The sequence below is a fragment of the Streptomyces sp. NPDC048696 genome (assembly GCF_043198895.1).
In the GTDB taxonomy this organism is placed as follows: domain Bacteria; phylum Actinomycetota; class Actinomycetes; order Streptomycetales; family Streptomycetaceae; genus Streptomyces.
Genome location: NZ_JBICVJ010000011.1, coordinates 116,180 through 134,552, shown reverse-complemented (window position 1 = coordinate 134,552; position 18,373 = coordinate 116,180). Strand labels below are relative to the sequence as shown.

The window sequence follows — 18,373 nt, the reverse complement described above, 5'->3', positions numbered from 1 at the left end:
CGTCTGTCGTCACACCGGTGGCCACGTCAGCTCACCCTCACTCGCGGGTCGAGGAAGACGGTGGCGATGTCCGCGAGGATCGCGCCGATCGCGGTCAGAGCCGCCGCGAAGGCGGCCGTCGCGACCGTGCCGTGCACGTCGTTCTTGCTGATGGTCTGGATGAAGTAGCGGCCCATGCCGTTCCAGCCGAAGATCGTCTCGGTGATGATGGCTCCGGTGAAGACAGACGGTATGCCGAATGCCACGGACGCCGCTGTCGGGATGAGCGCGGCGCGCAGGGCGTGCCGGCGGATCGCCTTGGTCCGGGTGAGCCCGGTGGCCTGGGCGGTGCGCACGAAGTCGGCGTTGATCGTGTCGAGCAGCAGCGAACGCTGCGTCAGGTGGTAGCCGACGTACCCCATCAAGGTCAGCGTCAGGGTCGGCAGGATCAGGTGCAGCAGCCGGTCGCCGATCGTGGGGAGCAGCCCCTGGACGTTCGGGGAGTTCTCCCCGGCGACGTAGAGGAAGTGCAGCCCCGCGTGCTGGTTGAGCCAGATGGCGACGAACACCACGGCGAGCGCGGCAACGGACGTCGGCAGGTTGAACACCGCGATGGAGACGGCCTGGGTGACGCGGTCGGCCCAGCCGTACTGCCGCGACGCGGTGTACACAGCGAGCGCGACACCGATCACGGCGGACAGGACCGTCGCGATGACGACCAATTCCGCGCTGATGAGCGACCGGTATCCGATCTCCCCGTTGACGGCGACACCGGTGGGTGACCTCCCCCAGTCGAAGCGCAGGAACACCGCGGTGAACCAGTCCCACCAACGGTGCACGAGGGGCACGCTCGGGTCCAGGTTGTACGGCGCGAGAGCCCGGTCGATCTGCGCCTCGCTGCGGACGGGCCTCAGCTCCTTGAAATTCGACCGCGGGTCCAGGAACCAACTGGCCAGAAAGTAGGTCGCGTTGGTCGCGACCACGATCATCAGGAGCCAGCCCGCCGCCTTGCGCGTCACATAGCGCACCACACCCGCCACCTCCTCACCGCACGCGGGAGGTGCGCCCGGCGGGCACAGGGTCTGAGGGAGGTATACATGCGCGGCGGAGCCTTCTGGAGGTACGGAATGTCTGCACTGACGTGCGAGGACGAGTCTGGTCCGGACCTCGGAAGCGCCACCAGGGTTTGGCGGTTTCCGCCATGAGGCCGAAACGCCGCCGTAGTAAACGGTCTTGATCGCAGTCCAATGTGTACGGCGGATGACACCGATCGGCTGGTGTACCACTGCGGTGGTACGAGCCCCACGGCCTCGCCGGGGGATGACCGCGGGGCAGGGCAGTCAGCCATGATTCCCCGTCCGGCGGATGCGCTGGTCGCCGTATCACCCAGCTGGGAGAAGATCTGATCGTGAACTCCTCGCTGGCGGAAGCTGTCTCCGTCGTTCTGCTCCTGGCGGTGCTGGCGTGCGCCGTTATCCGCCCGTTCGGCTGGCCGGAGGCGGTCGTCGCCGTCCCGGCCGCAGGCCTGGTCATCGCCACCGGAGCGATCTCGCTGGACCACGCCCGCGACGAGGCCGCGCGGCTCGGACCGGTGATCGGCTTCCTCGCCGCCGTCCTGGTCCTGGCCCAGCTGTGCGACGACGAGGGCCTGTTCCACGCGTGCGGAGCGTGGATGGCCCGCACCGCGGCAGGTAGCCCGCGCCGCCTGCTGGTCCAGGTGTTCGCAGCCGCATCAGTGATCACCGCGGTGCTCAGCCTGGACGCCACCATCGTGCTCCTCACCCCGGTGGTCTTCGCCACCGCCGCCCGGCTCGGAGCCCGGCCCACACCGCACGTCTACGCCTGCACCCACCTGTCGAACACCGCCTCACTGCTGCTGCCGGTCTCCAACCTCACGAACCTGCTCGCGTTCGCCGCCAGCGGACTGAGCTTCACCCGTTTCGCCGCCCTGATGGTCCTGCCCTGGTTGGTCGCCATCGCCACCGAGTACGCGGTCTTCCGCCGGTTCTTCGCCACCGACCTAGACGCCGGAGCCCAGACGCCACCCATCGCCGAACCCCGTGAGCTGCCGGTGTTCGCCCTGGCCACCGTGGCCTGCACACTGGCCGGGTTCGTCCTGACCTCCGCGCTCGGGGTCGATCCCGCCTGGGCGGCCTTCGCGGGCGCCGTCGTGCTGGCCGTGCGTGCTCTGGCACAGCGCCGCACCGGGCCCACCGCCATCGTGCGCGCCGCCGCGGTCCCCTTCCTCGCCTTCGTCCTGGCCCTGGGCATCGTGGTCCGCGCGGTCGTCGACAACGGCCTCGCCTCCGGCCTGGGCCATCTGATCCCGGGCGGCACCGGCTTCGCGGCCCTGCTCGCTGTCGCGGCACTCGCCGCAGTGCTGGCGAACGTCATCAACAACCTGCCCGCCGTGCTGGTGCTGTTGCCGCTGACCGCACCGTCCGGGCCGGGTGCCGTCCTCGCGGTGCTGCTCGGGGTGAACATCGGCCCCAACCTCACCTACGCCGGGTCCCTGGCCACCCTGCTGTGGCGGCGCATCGTGCACGAACATGACAGTGATGTGGAACTCGGTGAGTTCACCCGGCTCGGCCTTTTCACCGTGCCTGCCGCCCTGCTGCTCGCGGTGGTGGCACTGTGGGGCTCGCTCACCGTCATCGGAGGCTGATCGCCGTGAGAGTCATCGCCTGGATCACCGAGGGCACCTGGCCCTCCTGCATCGACGCCGTCCGCAGCCACGCACCCGAGGCCGCTGACATCGTGCTGCTGCATGTCACCGGCCCCGAAGCCCCCGGCGTCGCGCACGGCGCGTTTGCCGGGCTGCTCGGCCGTGGCCATCCCGAGCGCGACCCCGGCACGGTGGTCGAGCACCTGGCCACCGCCTCCGCCGAACGGCTCCTCGCCGAAGCCGCGCAGCGCCTGATGCGTCCCTGTCACCGTGTTGAGCGCACCGGCCGCATCGAGCGGGAGGTCGTGGCCGCCGCCGAGGGCGCCGACCTGCTCATCCTCGCCCGCGACGGCGACCGGACCCATCTCGGGCCCCGCAGTCTCGGCCCCGCCAGCCGCTTCATCGTCGACCACGCCCCCTGCCCCCTCCTGCTCGTCTGGCCCGAGACCACCCCCGGCGTCGCCACGATCCCGCCCCCGCCACCACACCCACCACACCACCGGTAGCACGGGGTACTTCCGCGAAACCGGTCCCCACCGGCTACCGCACTTCCCGCCGAGGACGACGGGGGTTCAGGCTGTCGTCGAGCGCGGCGTGCGCTGTTACCGACATTCCGGTCGCCGGGTACTGGCCGGGATTCGTCTGTCAGGGCAGGATGGGGATTCCGGTCGGCTTCGTGCCGGTCTGTGCCAGTGGCTCGTCCTGTCCGCCGTCGGACGGCGTTCCCGAACTTCCGTTCGGTCAGGGTGTGTGGTCGAGCCGCCGCCCACTCACCTGTCTGAGTCACCGGGTGCGTCGGCACACCCGAGATGGGCGGGAGGAGCTCGACATGCCCGTAGGAGACGTCGAGGCGGAGGTATTGATCGTCGGTGGCGGGCCGGTCGGACTCACCGCTCGTGCGTTGCTGGAGCGCTGGGGCGTGCGGACCTTGCTCGTCGAAAAACACCGCGAGCTGTCCCCCTTTCCCCGGTCCCGACTGGTCAACGTGCGCTCGATGGAGATCTACCGCCAGCTCGGGCTCGCTGCCAAGATCACAGCCACCGCGTTCCCACAGGAGTACGGCCGCATCCGCTTCCGGGACACCCTGCACGACCACGACTTTGCGACAGCGGCGATGGTCGGGGTCAACGCGCCGGTGCCCGAAAGCCCTGTGATCGGCGCGGTCACCTCGCAGGACCGGCTGGAGCCCACTCTGCTCGCCGCGGCGGACGCACCAGCGCGGTTCGGGGTCGAGCTCATCGACCTCACCGAAGGAGCCGAGAACGTCGCGGCCTCGCTCATCGACCACCAGAGCGGCGAAGAGACTCGTGTCCGTGCGCGCTACGCAATCGCCGCCGACGGCGCGAACTCCACTGTCCGGCAACGGCTGGGGATCAACACCGCCGGCCCCGGAGCGATGGGGGGCTTCACCACCGTCGTGTTCGATGCCGACCTCAACCACTGGCGCGCCCACCAGCCCGCCGGGGTCTACTTCACCGCGCACGGATCGTTCGCCCCGCTCTACCCCGAAGGAGGCTGGGCCTGGTTCGCCCCCACACCCCAGGACGCTGCGCGCGCCGACTGGCCCGGACTCGTCTCGCACGCCCTCGGTCCCAAGGCTGACGTGCGGGCAGAGGTGTTGCGGGTTCAGCACTGGGTGATGAACGCCTTCGTCGCCGAACGCTTCCGTCGAGGCCGGATCCTGCTGGCCGGCGATGCCGCGCACGCGATTCCCATCCTGGGCGGCCTGGGGATGAACGCCGGCATCGCCGATGTGCACAACGTGTGCTGGAAACTGGCGGGTGTCCTCCAGGGGTGGGCCGAGCCGAGCCTGTTGGAAACCTATGAGACGGAACGACAGCCCGTCGCCCACCGCACTCTCCGCCAGGCGGTGGCCAACACCCAACTCATGCGCGATGTGCAGAGTCGGCGCCGCGACCAGCTCCGAACCGGCGAAGCGCCCCCGGACCACGTCGAACTTCCCTGGTCGGAACGGTACTTCGCCCAGCTGGGCCTAGTGCTCGGCGTCACCTACGACTCTGCCGCGGTCCTCACCGACGACAGCGCCGCACCCGAGCCATCCGAGAGTGGCACGGACTATGTCCCCACCACACGGCCAGGCCATCGCATGCCACACCTCTGGCTCACGCCCAACCGTTCCATGCTCGACACCTTCGGCGAATGGTTCACCCTGCTCACCCCGGACCCCACCCGCTGGCAGCAACAAGCCGCCACGCCAAGGCCACTGCGCATCGAGCCCCTTCCCGCGGAGCACACCGCTTTCTGTGGCCTCGGCCCACGTGGAGCACTCCTGATTCGACCTGACGGCCACGTCGGCGCCCGCTGGCGCGACCGCCCGCGGAGCGACTCCACCCTCTGCAACGCCCTCACCGCGATCACCCGCTCGACACCGCTCTGATGACCTACGCCTTTCCCGAGGATCATCTGATCGTTGGTCTGTTCCGACCGGGCCATGGAGGCGGTCAGTACGGGCTCGGGCGGTTCTCCTGTGCCCAGCGCTGCTCGGCCTCGCTCAGCGGCGGGGGCGGGGCTATGCCGTCGATCATCCAGAGGTCCTGCGGCGTCTCGTCGATGTGGAGTTCGCAGTACAGCCCGCGGTCCTTGGTGTGGGGCGCGAGCAGCGCGGCGAGCGCCTCCCGGGTCCGCCGACGCATGTCCGGGTCGCTGGTGTGCCGGGCGATGTGCTCGACGACGACGCGGACGGCGTCCGGCGTGGGCTCGCCGCCCACGTAGAACGAGTCGGCGCCGATCTCGTGGAAGAGCACCACGGCGTAGAACTTCGGCAGTCCGAAGCGGGTGTAGAGCCCGGTGATGTCGTCGGCGAGTTGCTTCTTCTGCGGCGGGGTGTAGGTGCCGGGAGGGTGGTAGACGTGCCAGAGCGGCATGGCTCTCCTCGATGCGATGCGGTGCGGTGCGGTGCGGTGGGATGGTGGGGTGCTGCTTCGGGCGTGGTGGCGGTTCAGCGGCGGATGGAGATGCCGAGGCCGTCCACCGGTCCGGACAGTGCGGCCTTGATCGCGCGGGTGGCGTCGTCGACGAGGATCTCGCTGTCCCCGCGCTCGACACCGTCCAGGACGATGCGGGCGACGTCGGCGGCCGCGATCTTCTCGACCGGGATGGCCGCGACCATGTCGGTGTCCGCGAAGCCCAGGTGCACGCCGACGACCTGGGTGCCCTGGGCGGCGAGTTCGAGGCGCAGGGAGTTCGTCAGCGACCACAGGGCGGCCTTGGAGGCGCCGTACGCGCCGGCTCCGGCACCCCAGGACAGCAGGGAGTGCATGTCGACGAGGGCGCCCCCACCGCGGGCGGCGAGCACCGGCGCGAACGCCCGGGCGATCCGCAGCGGGCCGAAGACGTTGGTCTCGAAGGTCTCCCGGACCAGTCGCAGGTCCGCGGTGAGCAGCGGCCCCGGGTGCAGGACGCCGGCGTTGTTGAAGACGAGGTCGACGTCCTGTGCGCGCTCGGCCAGGGCGGTGACGGAGACGTCGTCGGTGACGTCCAGGGGGAGGACCTCGACCCGCCGCTCGTCCGGGCTCGGGGCGGGCTTGCGGGCGGTGGCGTAGACCTTCGTGGCTCCGCGCCGGAGCAGTTCCTCGACAAATGCCTTGCCGATACCGCGTCGGCCTCCGGTGACCAGTGCGACAGAGCCTTCGATCACGGTCATGTGCGTTCTCCTCGCTCTAGGATGGCATTTAGATTATTACCATCATCTATACGCGATGCGGAAGATAGGATCCTCAAGAGCTCCCGAAGGCTCAGGACGAGGAAGGGACCGCCGACCATGCCCCGCGTGTCACGAGCCGAGGCCCAGCAGCACCGGCAGCAGGTGATCGACCACACCTCCCGACTGATCCGGGAGAAGGGCGCCGACCAGGTCAGCGTCCCCCAGGCCATGGCCGCCGCCGGGCTCACCCACGGCGGCTTCTACCGCCACTTCTCCTCGAAGGACGACCTCGTGGTCCAGGCCCTCCAGGCCGCCTTCGCCGAGCGCCGCGAAGCCATGGACCGGCTCGCCGAGGCCGCCCCGTCCGACCGGTCCGGCCGTGCCGAGTTCCTGGCGCGCTACCTCTCCGACCTCCACCGCGACAACCCCGGCGGCGGCTGCGCCGCGGCCGCCCTGGCCGCCGACGCCACCCGCGCCGAACCCGGCGCCCCGATCCGCACGGCCTTCACGCAGGGCCTGCGCGACCTCGTCGACGGCTTCCAGCAACTCGGCGGTGACACTGACGACCGCGGCACCGTCCTCGTCGAACTGTCCACCCTCGTCGGCGCCATCCTCCTCGCCCGGGCAAGCGACGACCCGGACCTCTCCCACGAGATCCTCACCGCCGCCCGCCGACACCTGAACGCCCCGGCCTGATCTCCGCGCCCCTGTCGGTGTTCGCATGTAGGTGGCTCTGGCAAGAATTTCGTAGCCGGAGATCATCTCGGTGACACGATTGGGGCGGCCTCCAGCGGCACTTTCAGCCGAAGGTGCCATCGTCACGGCCGGCAAAGTATTCGCAGCCGTCGTGCTCAAAACGCACGCGTCCATCGAACCGGGAGTCGGCCTGGGTGCAGGCTCCCCAGTCCAGACCCAGATCTCCGCTCAGCGGGATCCAGAACCGGCATCCGCCGCACTGCTCGTCGAACCATTCATCCCGGTAGCTGGCGCTCCCCGTGGAGCGATTGAGCAACTGCAACCAGCGTCTGTGGACGTCGTCGCCCGCGTCTCCGTTGCCGCCTGTCTGCGGCCCGCCCAACGCCATCCGTTCCCCATCGTCCTACCGGTGTCGGTCGTTGATCGTGCGGGGCATCACTCCGAGGATCAGGTTCTCCAGGGCGTGTGGCATGGTCCCGAAGCTGGCGACCCAGGTCTCGACCAGGTGGATCTCGCTGTTCTCGTCGATGCCGAGAAAGAACCGGCCGTGATCGAGCTCACCGAGAGGGAAGAGCTCTCTCCCCAAGTCGTCGCTCCACTCGGCGAACCGGTCCTCCTCTCCCCAGACCAGCGCCGGATCCAGTTCGAAGGCCTCGCGAGCCCGGCTGATCCCCGGGCCACCGTGGGCCACGGCCAGCCCCCCGAACTCCTGGAGGAACCTCTGCGCGGCATCGTGCGTGCCGATACCGACTTCTTCGAACATGGTCCGCCAGCCGGCCGTGTCAACCCGCCCGCCAGGCGTCCACCCCGAGGCCTGCAGTACCTCAAGCACCTCCGGCGACCACTCGCTCATCACAGACCCGCCCCCGCCATGCCGAAAGAGAACACGATCATCTCAGCAGAGGATTTCTGGCACATCGCGCTGGACAGCTCCACCACATCGGAGGTCTTCGCCGTGGTCAAGACCCACGACCGTCAACAACGCTCGTGATCAATACGTCTAGTGCGCGTCCCGACAGAGCCCACGGCCGAGGGCTCGGTCAGCCACCAGACACACATCGCTGCGGATCATGGTTTCACACCAGGGCCGGTTAACCCCACGGCGCCCAGAGGGAGTCGCTCTCCGTCTCCACACGCCTCGGCTGTCTGCCCCACTCCCCTCAGAGTGAGGCGGGCATGACATCCTGGGCGTCTGCTGTGGGCTGGGGGGTACGGGGACGGCCCAGCTACGGGATCTTGGGGGTTGTCGTGCGCCGTGTGCTTGTCGCTGCCAGTGCTGCCGTACTAAGGAGCGTGGGTCAGTAACGGACCAATCGTCGGACAGGCCGAGGTGGTCCCGGAGCGCGCTCCGGCCGGTGTCGGTGAGAGCGACGGCGCGGCTGGTGCCGATCTGAGTGATCCAGCCGGAGTCGAAGGCGTGACGGCATACGGCGGCACCGACAGTGCCAGCCAGGTGGGGCGGCGTTCCGTCCAGTCCAGGCAGGAGCGGACAGGCGGACGCAGCTTGTCGGGCGGAAGGGTGATGCCGAGCTCGTCCAGCCAGGCGGTCCCGTTGCCGGTGAGCGTCAGCCCTTGCTCCCAGTCCAGTAGTCCCCGATCGGTCATGGCCCTGGTGATCGCGACCCCAAGGGCGCCGGCAGGGTGGTCGTAGCACGTGCGGGCGCGGGCCAGCGCCCGGCTGCGGTTGACAGCTGGCAGAGAGTGGGGCGGGGCGACGCGTCGAGGAGCCATGGAAGCAAGGTTCTCGATCAGTTCCGCCGTGGCGGGGTCGGCCAGGCGAACGTAGCGATGACGGCCCTGACGCTCCTGTGCCAGCAACCCTCCAGTGACAAGGAGGTTCAAGTGCTCGGTCGCAGTCGAGGCAGCCACCCCGACATGACGGGCAAAATCCAGCCTGTCATGTCGGCATCAGACACAGGCGCGTGGCGGGAGACACGCGCGGGACTTCGTCAGGAGGACGGGGCGCGTTCGAGGGCGGGCCGTTCCATGTCCCCGTTGAATCGGTAAGCCGGCAGTGAGCTCGTCTTGATGAGACGGAAGCCCTTGCCGCCGTTGTCCAGGGTCGTGGTGCCGGACTTGCCGTCGGCGACCCAGTGCAGGACGATCGCGAACGCGCAGTCGCCTGTGATGTTCTTCGCGTTGACGAGGAAGTCCTCGGGGTCGTTGAGGCTGACCTTGAAGGGGAAGCGCACCGGCGGGATCGCCTTGCCGTTGTTGTCCTGGCCGGCGTCCGGGGTCACCTTCACCGGCCGGCGAGCGAAGTCCGCGGTGAACGACCGCTGGAGCTGCGCCGCACCGCAGCCGAACGCGGTGTTGATGACGACTCCGCGGGTCGGCGGGGGAACGCTGCGCAGGACCGTGACCTCCATGCCGGTGAGAAGCACCGACTCCTCGGTGCGGCCCTGCACCGTCATGTCCACCGGCGGACTGTACTGGTCACTGACCAACTCCGTCGCCGTCGCGTCCTTCGTGTGGTTCTTCCACGCGGTGAAGTACCGCTCCGGCGGGCCGTCGTACCAGATCGTCGGGCACTCGCCGTCGGACCATGCGGCGCGCACGGCCAAGGGCGACTTACCCGTCCAGACCGGCTCGTTCAGCGACGCACCGGCTGCTGACGACAGGGGGGCGGGTCGCCCGTTCCGGGATGTGGCCGACCCCGTCGACGAGATGCCCGTGCGACTGCCGGTCGCCCCGTCCGGCGCGTGGTCATCCGCCAGCAGCCACACGCCGCCCGCGGCCAGCAAGGCGGCCACCGCGGCGGTGGACAGTGCCCAGAGGACGAGCCGGCGCCGTCCGGTGACGCGAGGCCCGGCCGGCGCCGCGTCGCCCGGAGCTTCCTCTCTCACCGTGCGCTCGGCGGCCGCGGCCTCGTCGCGCTGCCGGCGGGCCTCGTCCCACAGCCGCAGCGCTTCGGACGCGGCCTTCCTGCCGCCGAGCGCCCGAGCGACGGCCTCGGCGGTCTCGCGGCGCGGCAGGCCACTGTTGCCCCTGAAGAGGTTCGACAAGGTGCCCAGGGACAGTGATGAAGACGCGTCAATCCCACGGATCTGCTTGATGATTTTCTCGTAGCTGGGTGATCCGTGCGACACCCGTAACTCGCGCATGTACCGCGTGAGCTCCTGCGCCGCGTCACCCTGCGCCGTCGTGCTCTCGCTGTCGACCATGCCCGCACCCCTCCCGCACTCCCCCGCCTCTTTCCGGGCGACCGGTGCAGCGCAGCCTAGACCGGGCCGCCCGGAGCGGTGGCGGCATCACACCAATGGGCTTCACTTCCCTTCAACACCCTTCAAAGGCCTTCAATGACCATCGGACCAGTGGCGAATCCCGGCCCCGGACCTTGAACTCAAGGCATCCCACCCGATCGGCCAGGCCCCGTTCGTGCCTCGGCCTCGTTGTGTCCGGAGCTGCCGTGACCCTCACTTTTCACTCGCCCCAGGGACTTCATGAACTCCTGTACGCCTGGGGGGTCCTGCAGCGTCAAGCCCGCCCGGAGTGGTGCGTCACGTATCTGGTCCGGCACACGGGCCTCGCCCTTCGCGACCTCGAACACCTGCGGCTGGTACGCAACCGCTGCGCACACCCGGAGGACGGCTGGCCCGCTCAGACCGAGATGGACCGCGCTCTGTCCACCGCCCACCGCGCCCGTCGTCGCCTGGGACTGGACAAGTGATCGCGGTGGCGTGGGCCGTATTCTGCGTCGCCAATCCGGTCCCCGGTGGTGAAAGGTGAGGTCATGCCCAGCCGCCAGCCTGAACTCAGCGGTGTCCCCGGCGATCACGTCCCAGTCCCACCACGACCCCTCAGGAAGCTGGATGCCCACCTGGTGGCCTTCCACGTCCACGCCCCTCCTCCCCCGGTTCGAACAGATCGACAGGCTACACACGGACTTAGCGCGACGGACTTGACTTGTTACACGCCTGAGGTGTCTGGCACCCCTCGGCCCCTGCGCTCAGGGCGGTCAGGGCCTGCTCCCGGGTGGCCGGTGCGCAGCGTTCGGCGCGACGCGGGCCCAGCACTGGTCGGCGGTGGGGCTGGTCTTGGTGTGGATCACGAGGGGGTCTTGGCCGATGCCGTGCTGGACGATCCAGTCCGCCGGGGGCGGGCGGCTCTCCCGGGCCCGGCGCTCTGCTCCTGTCGCTGGCGCACGTCGGTGATGCGGTCATCGAGGAGACCCACCCACATGGCGTGCCATGCCCGCAGGGCCTCCAGGCGGGGGCGGTCCGGGGGGGGAGCAGGCCGGGTGGCAGGTCGGTCATGGGCGCCGGTCGCCGCGTCATGGCCTGCTCGTCCCACCAGTACCAGCCTGTAGCGCCCCATCGGGGTTTTCCGAACTACGAGCGTGGCTGAGCCCGCTGGCGGTCTAATGCCATGTCATGGATGCAGGAGTGGCAGCTGTCATCGGCGCAGTAGCCGGCACTATCGGGGGCATTGGCGGCGGATTGGTCACTGCCATGAGTCAGGGAGGCCAGCAGAGACGGCAGCGGCAATTTGACCGAGAACACAGGCTGGATGAGGCACGCCGCGACGCCTACAGCGCGTGCATCAGCACATCCAAACAGGTGTCTGCTGCTTGGTGGAGATTGGCAGCTCGACTACGGCAAGAAGGCAGTACGGAGGCGCAATGGCAGGAACCTGCCGCCGAGGCGCACGCAGCATGGGCCCCATTCAGTGCTGCTGTGGCCTCTGTGACAGTCGTGGGGCCCAGGTTTGTGGCTGACGCGGCCGACACACTCCGAAGGGCGCTGTACGACCTAGACATGGCGGGGACGGCTTGGCACGACGCCGCCCGCCAAGCGGGAAACGGTTGCCTCGAAGTCTTCGACGTGCGATACATGCAGGCAGTTGAAGCAAAGCGTTCACCGGGGAGCGACTTCCAGGTGGCAGCGCGCAAGGCGTTGAATGCGGAGACCTGAGTGCCACTGGCTGACGTCCTTTCACGCCGACGCACCCTGGCCGAGGCGGCCCTCAGCTGCACCGAACACGTTGCCGTGGTGCTCGCCGGCAGCCGCAGACGGCGTCCCCGTGGGGACTTCCTGACGTCTGCGACCAGTGGCATGGTCAACGCGTTCGACAAACGAATACCGACTGCCTGGCGTTGCGCTCACGCCCGGCGTGCCCTCCGGTAGTCCGGTCAACACCTCAGCCGGCCACAGGCACAGGCGGTAGGCGCGGCGGCCGTCCTGGCGGTCGTAATGGGCCATGACGACGGCCCGGTACCCGCGGCCGTCGACCCGCAGGTTGATCGCGACCACCTCGCACGGCGTGTACACGTGGACGACCGTGCCCGTGGCCGTCTCGGCATCACGCGGTTCGTTCACTTGTTCGATCCTACGCGCTGGGGCGCTCTCCTGCTCAGCGGCGATACTTGTCCCGTGCCATTGGATCTTGATCGTGTGCCATCGAAACTTCACCAACCCGAGTTCGAGCCCCACCAAGACTGAGCACGCCGCCAGAGGCTCCAGACGCCAATATCCCGGCTTCGGGGCGGGAGCCGGGGCGTTGCCGTGTAGGCCCGTCTGGGTGAAGGACCTAGATCTCATGGCATTCCCGGCGCCCCTTGGTGGATGTGTGAGACCAACCACAGAGAGGCGCGGCCATGAGCGACGACAACGAGATCAACCTGAAGGTCAAAGGCAACAGCGGGGAGACCTTCTTCAAGATCAAGATGAGTACGCCCCTCGCGAAGGTAATGGACGCGTACTGCGCCAAGACCGGTCAGCTCCCGAGCACCGTCCGCTTCCTCACCAACGGCGACCGCATCAGCCCGACGGACACGCCGGCATCTTTGGGCTTTGAAGACCATGACGTCATCGACGCCCTGGTCGAACAAGTCGGGGGCTGACCTTCCCGGCTTCTTCGTGGTCCTGCATGGTGCTCAAACGCCGCTGGCACACGCCTAAGGTTCCGTGTCACAGGACAGTACTGCGGGGCCCGGCCCCGCCCCTCCACCCGTCGATAGGGTGGCGGGGCTCGGGGCGGGTGGCTGGCGTGCGGCCAGCGACGGAACGCCCGCCCCGCACTCTGTGAACCGGGTGAAACAGAAGAGCCCCGGCCAGAGGCCGGGGCTCTCCTTCGTAGCTCAACCCCGCAGACGCGGGACTGAGTGGAGAGCCCCGGCCGGGCGCTCTGGGAACCGCGCCGCCGGGGGGGCAGCGGCACGTCCCCCCGCGTCGCGCTCGAACGCCGCCTGCGCAAGGCCAAGTTCGAGCAGCAGGCCACCCTGGAGGGCTTCGGCTTCAACGCCTCCCCGAAGCTGCCCGCAGCCGAGATCCGCGACCTCGCGGCCCTGCGCTGGCTCCACTCCGGCGAGTCCGTCATTCTGTTCGGACCCGTCGGCGTCGGGAAGACACACGTCGCCCAGGCCCTCGGCCACCAGGCCGTCCGCCAGGGCGCCAACGTCCGCTTCACCAAAACCAGCCGCATCCTCGCGGAGCTCGCCGGTGGTCATGCGGACCGCACCTGCGACAAGCGGATCCGCGAGCTCATCCGCCCCGACCTGCTCATCCTCGACGACTTCGCCATGCGACCGTTGTCCGCATCCCAGGCCCACGAACTCTACGAACTCGTCTCCGAGCGGCAGGGCCGGCCCCTGATCATCACCAGCAACCGGGCTCCCAGCGACTGGTATCCCCTCTTCCCCAACCCGGTCGTCGCCGAGTCACTCCTGGACGGATGATCAACGCCAGCCACCAGGTCATCATGAACGGCCCCAGCTACCAGCCCAACAAACGGCCGAAGGGACCTGTCGAGCCCCCGGCCAAGTAGCCGAACTTACCCCAGGAGCTGGGGGATTACGCGACCACAGCTCCTGGGCAAGACGCCGTCGACACGCTCTAACTCACAGCCACCGCTTGGCTGCTTCGACGCTGTCGCCGCCGCTCGTGTTGAACGCGATGGCCGCCTTCGGCGCGTGACGGCGGACCAGATTCACGATCTGCTCAAAGAGCTGCAGAAGAGGTTCCGGCTTGCGGATCCCACCCCCGATGACAACGACGTCCCAACTGTGCTCGGACAGTGCTGCAACGATCGTCGGCTCGGCCGACTCATCCAGCTCGATCAGCGTCATGGACGCATCGATGGCGTGTTCGCCGAATCGGGCCAGTTCCTGATCCAGGGCAACTCGAAGGGCATCTCCATCCATACCGGGCACTGCACGTGGGTCGATACCGAGAACGAGAACACGGGGCATGTCCAGAAGACGATCAGCCGTCAAGCCAAGTTCCCGAGGCGCGAGGTTGGCGTCCCACAGGAGGAGCAGCGCACTGGGGAATTAGCTGAACGCGGAAGGTGGGGAATTGTTTACCGTCGACAGCTTCATGGCACTGCCGCTCCATCTCCACCGCATTGGGGTGCCAGTCCACAGGTACGAGCACGGGATAGTCAGGGATCCGGTAGACCGTTCCCGGTTCGATCCGCATATCGCTGATCTTCATGCCATCAACCTGCATCGCGTCGGGGTGACGATGGGCAGCGCACCGTCCTCGGCCGCCGCCGTCCGCTCCCCGGCCAGGCCGCAGGCCGCAGGCCGTAGGCCGTAGGCCGTAGGCGCAGCACAGATGGTGGAGGTGTCACGCTCTGCCTCGGTCCGGTCGAGGTAGCTGGACGGGGCCGTTCACCGGGCGCAGGCAAGCGGATTGTGGTCGGCGCACCGCGCAGAGCATCGTCACCGACCTTGAACAGACCAGCTACATGCGCCGCGAACGCGACGGACGGCGCACGCGCCACGTCCTGTGCCCAGACGGCACCCTCCGCCATCCAGCAGAGGCACACGCGCCCGTCCGGGAACTGCTGGAACTGTTCACCCCGCACGACAAAGCACTGAAACCGCAGCGTGCCTGCCAGAACTTGCGGGGCGGGACATAGAGGCGGCACATGACAACGTCACTGTCCACTCCGGTTCGCGCCGAGCGTGACGGTATGGCGCGTGATCAGCAAGCCTTCTCCCGTGGCAGTCTGCGGATCAGAACGATGACGTGGAACCGGAGGTACCCCGCCCGTGGCGGCGAGCATGAATCCCACCATCAGGAGACGTCGCCTGGGGGCTGAGCTGCGCCGGCTCCGCCAGGCCAGTGGGCTCAAGAGCACCGAAGTGGCCGAGCGGCTGATGGTCTCCCAGCCCAAGATCAGCCACCTGGAGAACGGCCGCCGCGCGGTCAGTCCCCGCGACGTGCGCGACCTGTGCGCGCTCTATGGGGTGAGGGACCAGCAGGTCATCGAGACGTTGGTGGAGATGGCGAGCGAATCCGGGCGGCAGGGCTGGTGGCATGCCTACGGCGACATCCCCCAGAGCGCCTACATCGGCCTGGAGACGGACGCCGCCTCGATCCACGCCTACGAGCCCCTGATGATCCCCGCTCTGCTGCAGACCCCGCCCTACGCCCATGCGGTCATCGGGGAAACGATTCCCCTGCTCACCGCCGAAGAGGCAGGCACGCACCTGAAGGTGCGGCTGCGCCGGCAGCACCGGATCTACGACCCGGCGGGCCGGCTGCGGCTGTGGGCTGTCCTGGATGAGTCCCTCCTGCGCCGTGTCGTCGGGTCTCCCGACATCATGCGGGAACAGCTGGAGCACCTGAACGCCCTCGGCGCCGAGCCGAACGTCACCGTACAGGTCCTCCCCTACGCCGTCGGGGCTCACCCGGGCCTGTCGGGGCGGTTCTCCATCCTGGGGTTCGCCGACAACTCCGCGGCGCCGGTGGTGTATCTGGAACAGTTCACCAGCGACCTCTACCTGGAGAAGCCAGCCGACGTACGGACCTACAGCGCGATGTACACCCACCTCCAGGCCCAGGCCCTCGACCCTGACAGCACCCGCCAGCTCATCGCCGACGCCATCAAGTCACACACCGAAGCGGTGAACCGCCCCTGACTGTCGGCGTACTGCGAAAAGTGGCTCTGGCAAGTACTTCGTAGGTGAAGATCATCTCGGTAATACGGTCAGCCGGTCCGCAGCACGGGCAGCCTGTGACTGTGCCCTGTTGAACTGGTCTCACTGCTACCGCAGTTGGCTGATGTACTGGTCGTGTCGGTTGATGTCTCTGACGTTGGTGTGGTGGTTCGCGCCCGCACGAGGTCCGGTGTTCCCGCGGCATGTACAGGATGCGGCTGGCTCAGCGATTGGTGCCATAGCCGCTATGTACGGCGTCTGGCCGACGCCTGTCTCGGGGGCCGGCCGGTGCACATCGACTTGTCCGTACGCCGTCTGTACTGCGAAAACGCAGCGTGCCCGAAGGTGACCTTCGCCGAACAGACAGCGGGGCTGACCGTGCGCTACCAGCGGCGGACGCCACAGCTGCAGCGCCTGGTGGAGGACGTCGGTGTGGTGCTGGCGGGCCGGGGAGGTGCCCGGATGCTGCGCATCTTGAACATCAAGCTCTCGCGATGCACGGTCCTGTCCCAGCTGATGCGGGTACCGCTTCCGCCGCTGGTGACGCCGCGGGTGCTGGGGTGGACGACTTCGCGCTCTACGGCGATACCTACGGCACCCTCCTGGTCGACGCCACCACCCGCCTCCCGCTCACCCTCTGGGAAGGACGCGACGCCGAGCAGCTCAGCCGGTGGCTCCGCGAGCACCCCGGTGTCGAGGTCACCTGCCGCGATGGTTCTCTCACCTACCGGCAGGGCATCACGGGCGGCGCCCCCGATGCCATGCAGGTCAGCGACCGCTTCCACCTCTGGCAGGGCCTCCCCCGCCGCGTCCAGGACATTGCCTCCGCCCACCGCGGCTGCCTGCCCGCCGCACTGCCCCCGGCCGGCGAAAGCAATCCAGCACCGGCCGAGGCGACTGCTGGCAACAACGCGGAGGACAGTCGGGCCGCACGGCACGCCCGCAGACTGTTCGAGGCCGTTCAGGCCGTGACCAGCACCGGCCGGAGCCACAGTTCCGTGGCCCGCGAGCTCGGCCTGGACCGCCGCACGGTCGGCAAATACGCCCGGGCCAACACCTGGCACGAAGTGATGCGCCGCCCGCCCCGCAAGCCCTCCGCCCTGGATCCCTACCTCGACTACCTGCAGCAACGCTGGGACGAGGGCCAGCACAGTGCGAAAATCCTGCACGAGGAACTCCAGATGAAGGGCTACCTCGGCCACTACCAGCGCGTGAAGATGGCCGTCGCACCCCTCCGGCGGGGCCTGCCCCTGGACGAACCACGCGAACGCCCGCCGTCACCGCGTGAAACGGCCCGCTGGATCACCACCCACCCGCACCGCCGCAACCTCCACATCAGCGAGCGGCTGCCTCGGCTCCTCGACCACTGCCCGGAACTGAGGCGGACTCATGACCTGGTCCGCCGGTTCGCCGCCATGCTCGGCAACCGCGACGCGACACCCCTTCCGGGCTGGCTGAACGACCTCACCAACAGCGGTCTGACCCCTCTCGTCGGCCTCGCCGGAGCCCTTCACGAAGACCGGCATGCCGTCGCCCTGGGAATCACCACCCCCTACAGCTCCGGCGTCAACGAAGGCCGGATCACCGACGTCAAGCTGCAGAAACGCCTGATGGCCGGACGCGCCGGCGTTCCGCTCCTCCGCCACCGCGTCGTTCTGATCGCCCACCTCCGCCGCCGCTACGCGGACCAGCCGACTGGCCCTTGCAGGTGATGTCTGCGACACACTGGGCCGTTGGCCTGCGGGTCGCAGGAATCAACTGGCGGCTGGGCACTGGTTCCGTGCAGATTTGACCCTGCGATTTCGGCGAGAGGGCGGGGAACGGATGGCATCGGGCAGGCCGCAGACGGACGGCAACGCAGATGCGGGCGACGACGTCCACAGACGCTGGTTGCTGCTGCTCAATCGCTCCACGGGAAGCCCCGACTACCGGGATGAATGGTTCGACGAGCAGTGCGGCGGATGCCGGTTCTGGATCCCGCTGAGTGGAGATCTGGGCCTGGACTGGGGGGTCTGCACCCACGCCAACTCCCGGTTCGACGGGCGCGTGCGTTTCGAGCACGACGGCTGCGAACACTTCTCCGTCCGCGACGATGGCACCTTCGGATGATCTACGGCTACGAAATTCTTGCCAGAGCCATGTAGGTGCCCAGCTCGGTACACAGCTGCGTGCTCGGCGGGGTGGACGCCAGAGTGCCGGGGCCATCCTGGCTGCTGTCCACCGCCGCGCTCGCCCTGGCCCTCCGGCTCAGCGAACGCGGCTACGGCGCCCGAGACCGCCGTGCCGCCCCCTCGCTCCACCCACCCGGACGGCGAGACAAGCGGCGAGAATGGCCCGAAGCGAGGTCGCGTGCCACTCGGAGAAAAACCCCTGCGGACGGCCCCGCGGTACCTTGCGCAATCCGCCCCGCGCCTTTGGTCCCTTCGCACAGCCAAGGCGGGCAGGACCCCCGGGAACCGACCGTCTAGTCTGGCGTGGTGAC

General features: G+C 68.5%; 19 protein-coding genes and 1 pseudogene. 10 read left to right on the top strand and 10 right to left on the bottom strand.

Annotation, left to right across the window (positions count from 1 at the left end):
- Positions 1-26 precede the first annotated feature (26 nt).
- Positions 27-1,010, bottom strand: coding sequence for an ABC transporter permease (locus tag ACGFRG_RS23820; protein WP_393266919.1), 984 nt, complete (start codon positions 1,008-1,010; stop codon positions 27-29).
- 377 nt (positions 1,011-1,387) lie between these two features.
- On the opposite strand from ACGFRG_RS23820, the gene ACGFRG_RS23815 reads away from it, so the two are divergent.
- The 3 genes from ACGFRG_RS23815 to ACGFRG_RS23805 all read left to right on the top strand — a co-directional run bounded on the left by ACGFRG_RS23815 (position 1,388) and on the right by ACGFRG_RS23805 (position 5,042).
- A complete protein-coding gene (locus ACGFRG_RS23815; protein WP_361424044.1) occupies positions 1,388-2,644 on the top strand; it encodes an arsenic transporter in 1,257 nt (418 codons plus the stop codon).
- Positions 2,645-2,649: 5 nt separating this feature from the next.
- Entirely contained in the window at positions 2,650-3,150 is a 501-nt protein-coding gene (locus tag ACGFRG_RS23810) for a universal stress protein (protein WP_393266915.1), read from the top strand.
- A 323-nt stretch (positions 3,151-3,473) separates the two neighbouring features.
- Complete coding sequence (locus ACGFRG_RS23805; RefSeq protein WP_393266912.1) at positions 3,474-5,042, top strand: FAD-dependent monooxygenase; 1,569 nt, start codon at positions 3,474-3,476, stop codon at positions 5,040-5,042.
- A gap of 64 nt (positions 5,043-5,106) precedes the next feature.
- Here ACGFRG_RS23805 and ACGFRG_RS23800 read toward each other — a convergent pair whose 3' ends face one another.
- Both ACGFRG_RS23800 and ACGFRG_RS23795 read right to left on the bottom strand, forming a co-directional pair.
- On the bottom strand, positions 5,107-5,529 hold the full coding sequence (locus tag ACGFRG_RS23800) for a tautomerase family protein (RefSeq protein WP_361424053.1): 423 nt from the start codon (positions 5,527-5,529) through the stop codon (positions 5,107-5,109).
- A gap of 74 nt (positions 5,530-5,603) precedes the next feature.
- Positions 5,604-6,308: an SDR family oxidoreductase gene (locus ACGFRG_RS23795; protein ID WP_393266909.1), complete on the bottom strand. Its 705-nt coding sequence runs from the start codon at positions 6,306-6,308 to the stop codon at positions 5,604-5,606.
- A 117-nt stretch (positions 6,309-6,425) separates the two neighbouring features.
- Here ACGFRG_RS23795 and ACGFRG_RS23790 point away from each other — a divergent pair, with 117 nt between their 5' ends.
- Complete coding sequence (locus ACGFRG_RS23790) at positions 6,426-7,004, top strand: TetR/AcrR family transcriptional regulator (RefSeq protein WP_393266906.1); 579 nt, start codon at positions 6,426-6,428, stop codon at positions 7,002-7,004.
- Between the two features lie 103 nt (positions 7,005-7,107).
- Here ACGFRG_RS23790 and ACGFRG_RS23785 read toward each other — a convergent pair whose 3' ends face one another.
- The 4 genes and pseudogenes from ACGFRG_RS23785 to ACGFRG_RS23770 form a co-directional block, all read right to left on the bottom strand.
- A complete protein-coding gene (locus tag ACGFRG_RS23785) occupies positions 7,108-7,392 on the bottom strand; it encodes a DUF3027 domain-containing protein (RefSeq protein WP_393266904.1) in 285 nt (94 codons plus the stop codon).
- Between the two features lie 15 nt (positions 7,393-7,407).
- Positions 7,408-7,857, bottom strand: coding sequence for an SUKH-3 domain-containing protein (locus ACGFRG_RS23780; protein ID WP_393266901.1), 450 nt, complete (start codon positions 7,855-7,857; stop codon positions 7,408-7,410).
- A 462-nt stretch (positions 7,858-8,319) separates the two neighbouring features.
- Positions 8,320-8,894: pseudogene (locus ACGFRG_RS23775) on the bottom strand (ArsR/SmtB family transcription factor); the annotation flags it as partial.
- Positions 8,895-8,953: 59 nt separating this feature from the next.
- Positions 8,954-10,168, bottom strand: a complete 1,215-nt coding sequence (locus tag ACGFRG_RS23770) for a hypothetical protein (RefSeq protein WP_361424067.1) — start codon at positions 10,166-10,168, stop codon at positions 8,954-8,956.
- 245 nt (positions 10,169-10,413) lie between these two features.
- Here ACGFRG_RS23770 and ACGFRG_RS23765 point away from each other — a divergent pair, with 245 nt between their 5' ends.
- The gene (locus ACGFRG_RS23765; RefSeq protein WP_361424070.1) at positions 10,414-10,674 is read left to right on the top strand and encodes a hypothetical protein; all 261 of its coding nucleotides are present in this window, start codon (positions 10,414-10,416) and stop codon (positions 10,672-10,674) included.
- 1,264 nt (positions 10,675-11,938) lie between these two features.
- On the opposite strand, the gene ACGFRG_RS23760 is transcribed toward ACGFRG_RS23765, so the two are convergent.
- Positions 11,939-12,322 (bottom strand): hypothetical protein, encoded by a 384-nt coding sequence (locus ACGFRG_RS23760; protein ID WP_361424073.1) that lies wholly within the window; start codon positions 12,320-12,322, stop codon positions 11,939-11,941.
- Between the two features lie 278 nt (positions 12,323-12,600).
- On the opposite strand from ACGFRG_RS23760, the gene ACGFRG_RS23755 reads away from it, so the two are divergent.
- A complete protein-coding gene (locus tag ACGFRG_RS23755) occupies positions 12,601-12,846 on the top strand; it encodes a ubiquitin-like protein (RefSeq protein ID WP_393266897.1) in 246 nt (81 codons plus the stop codon).
- Positions 12,847-13,107: 261 nt separating this feature from the next.
- A complete protein-coding gene (locus ACGFRG_RS23750; RefSeq protein ID WP_393266895.1) occupies positions 13,108-13,680 on the top strand; it encodes an ATP-binding protein in 573 nt (190 codons plus the stop codon).
- Positions 13,681-13,842: 162 nt separating this feature from the next.
- Here the strand turns inward: ACGFRG_RS23750 and ACGFRG_RS23745 are convergent, their stop codons facing one another.
- Both ACGFRG_RS23745 and ACGFRG_RS23740 read right to left on the bottom strand, forming a co-directional pair.
- A complete protein-coding gene (locus ACGFRG_RS23745; RefSeq protein ID WP_361424494.1) occupies positions 13,843-14,193 on the bottom strand; it encodes a hypothetical protein in 351 nt (116 codons plus the stop codon).
- A gap of 13 nt (positions 14,194-14,206) precedes the next feature.
- Positions 14,207-14,437: a hypothetical protein gene (locus ACGFRG_RS23740; protein ID WP_361424079.1), complete on the bottom strand. Its 231-nt coding sequence runs from the start codon at positions 14,435-14,437 to the stop codon at positions 14,207-14,209.
- Between the two features lie 563 nt (positions 14,438-15,000).
- On the opposite strand from ACGFRG_RS23740, the gene ACGFRG_RS23735 reads away from it, so the two are divergent.
- The 3 genes from ACGFRG_RS23735 to ACGFRG_RS23725 all read left to right on the top strand — a co-directional run bounded on the left by ACGFRG_RS23735 (position 15,001) and on the right by ACGFRG_RS23725 (position 18,000).
- Entirely contained in the window at positions 15,001-15,873 is an 873-nt protein-coding gene (locus ACGFRG_RS23735; RefSeq protein ID WP_393266893.1) for a helix-turn-helix domain-containing protein, read from the top strand.
- Positions 15,874-16,451: 578 nt separating this feature from the next.
- Positions 16,452-17,603, top strand: a complete 1,152-nt coding sequence (locus tag ACGFRG_RS23730; RefSeq protein ID WP_393266890.1) for a transposase — start codon at positions 16,452-16,454, stop codon at positions 17,601-17,603.
- A 112-nt stretch (positions 17,604-17,715) separates the two neighbouring features.
- Positions 17,716-18,000: a DUF3027 domain-containing protein gene (locus ACGFRG_RS23725; protein ID WP_361424085.1), complete on the top strand. Its 285-nt coding sequence runs from the start codon at positions 17,716-17,718 to the stop codon at positions 17,998-18,000.
- Positions 18,001-18,373 lie beyond the last annotated feature (373 nt).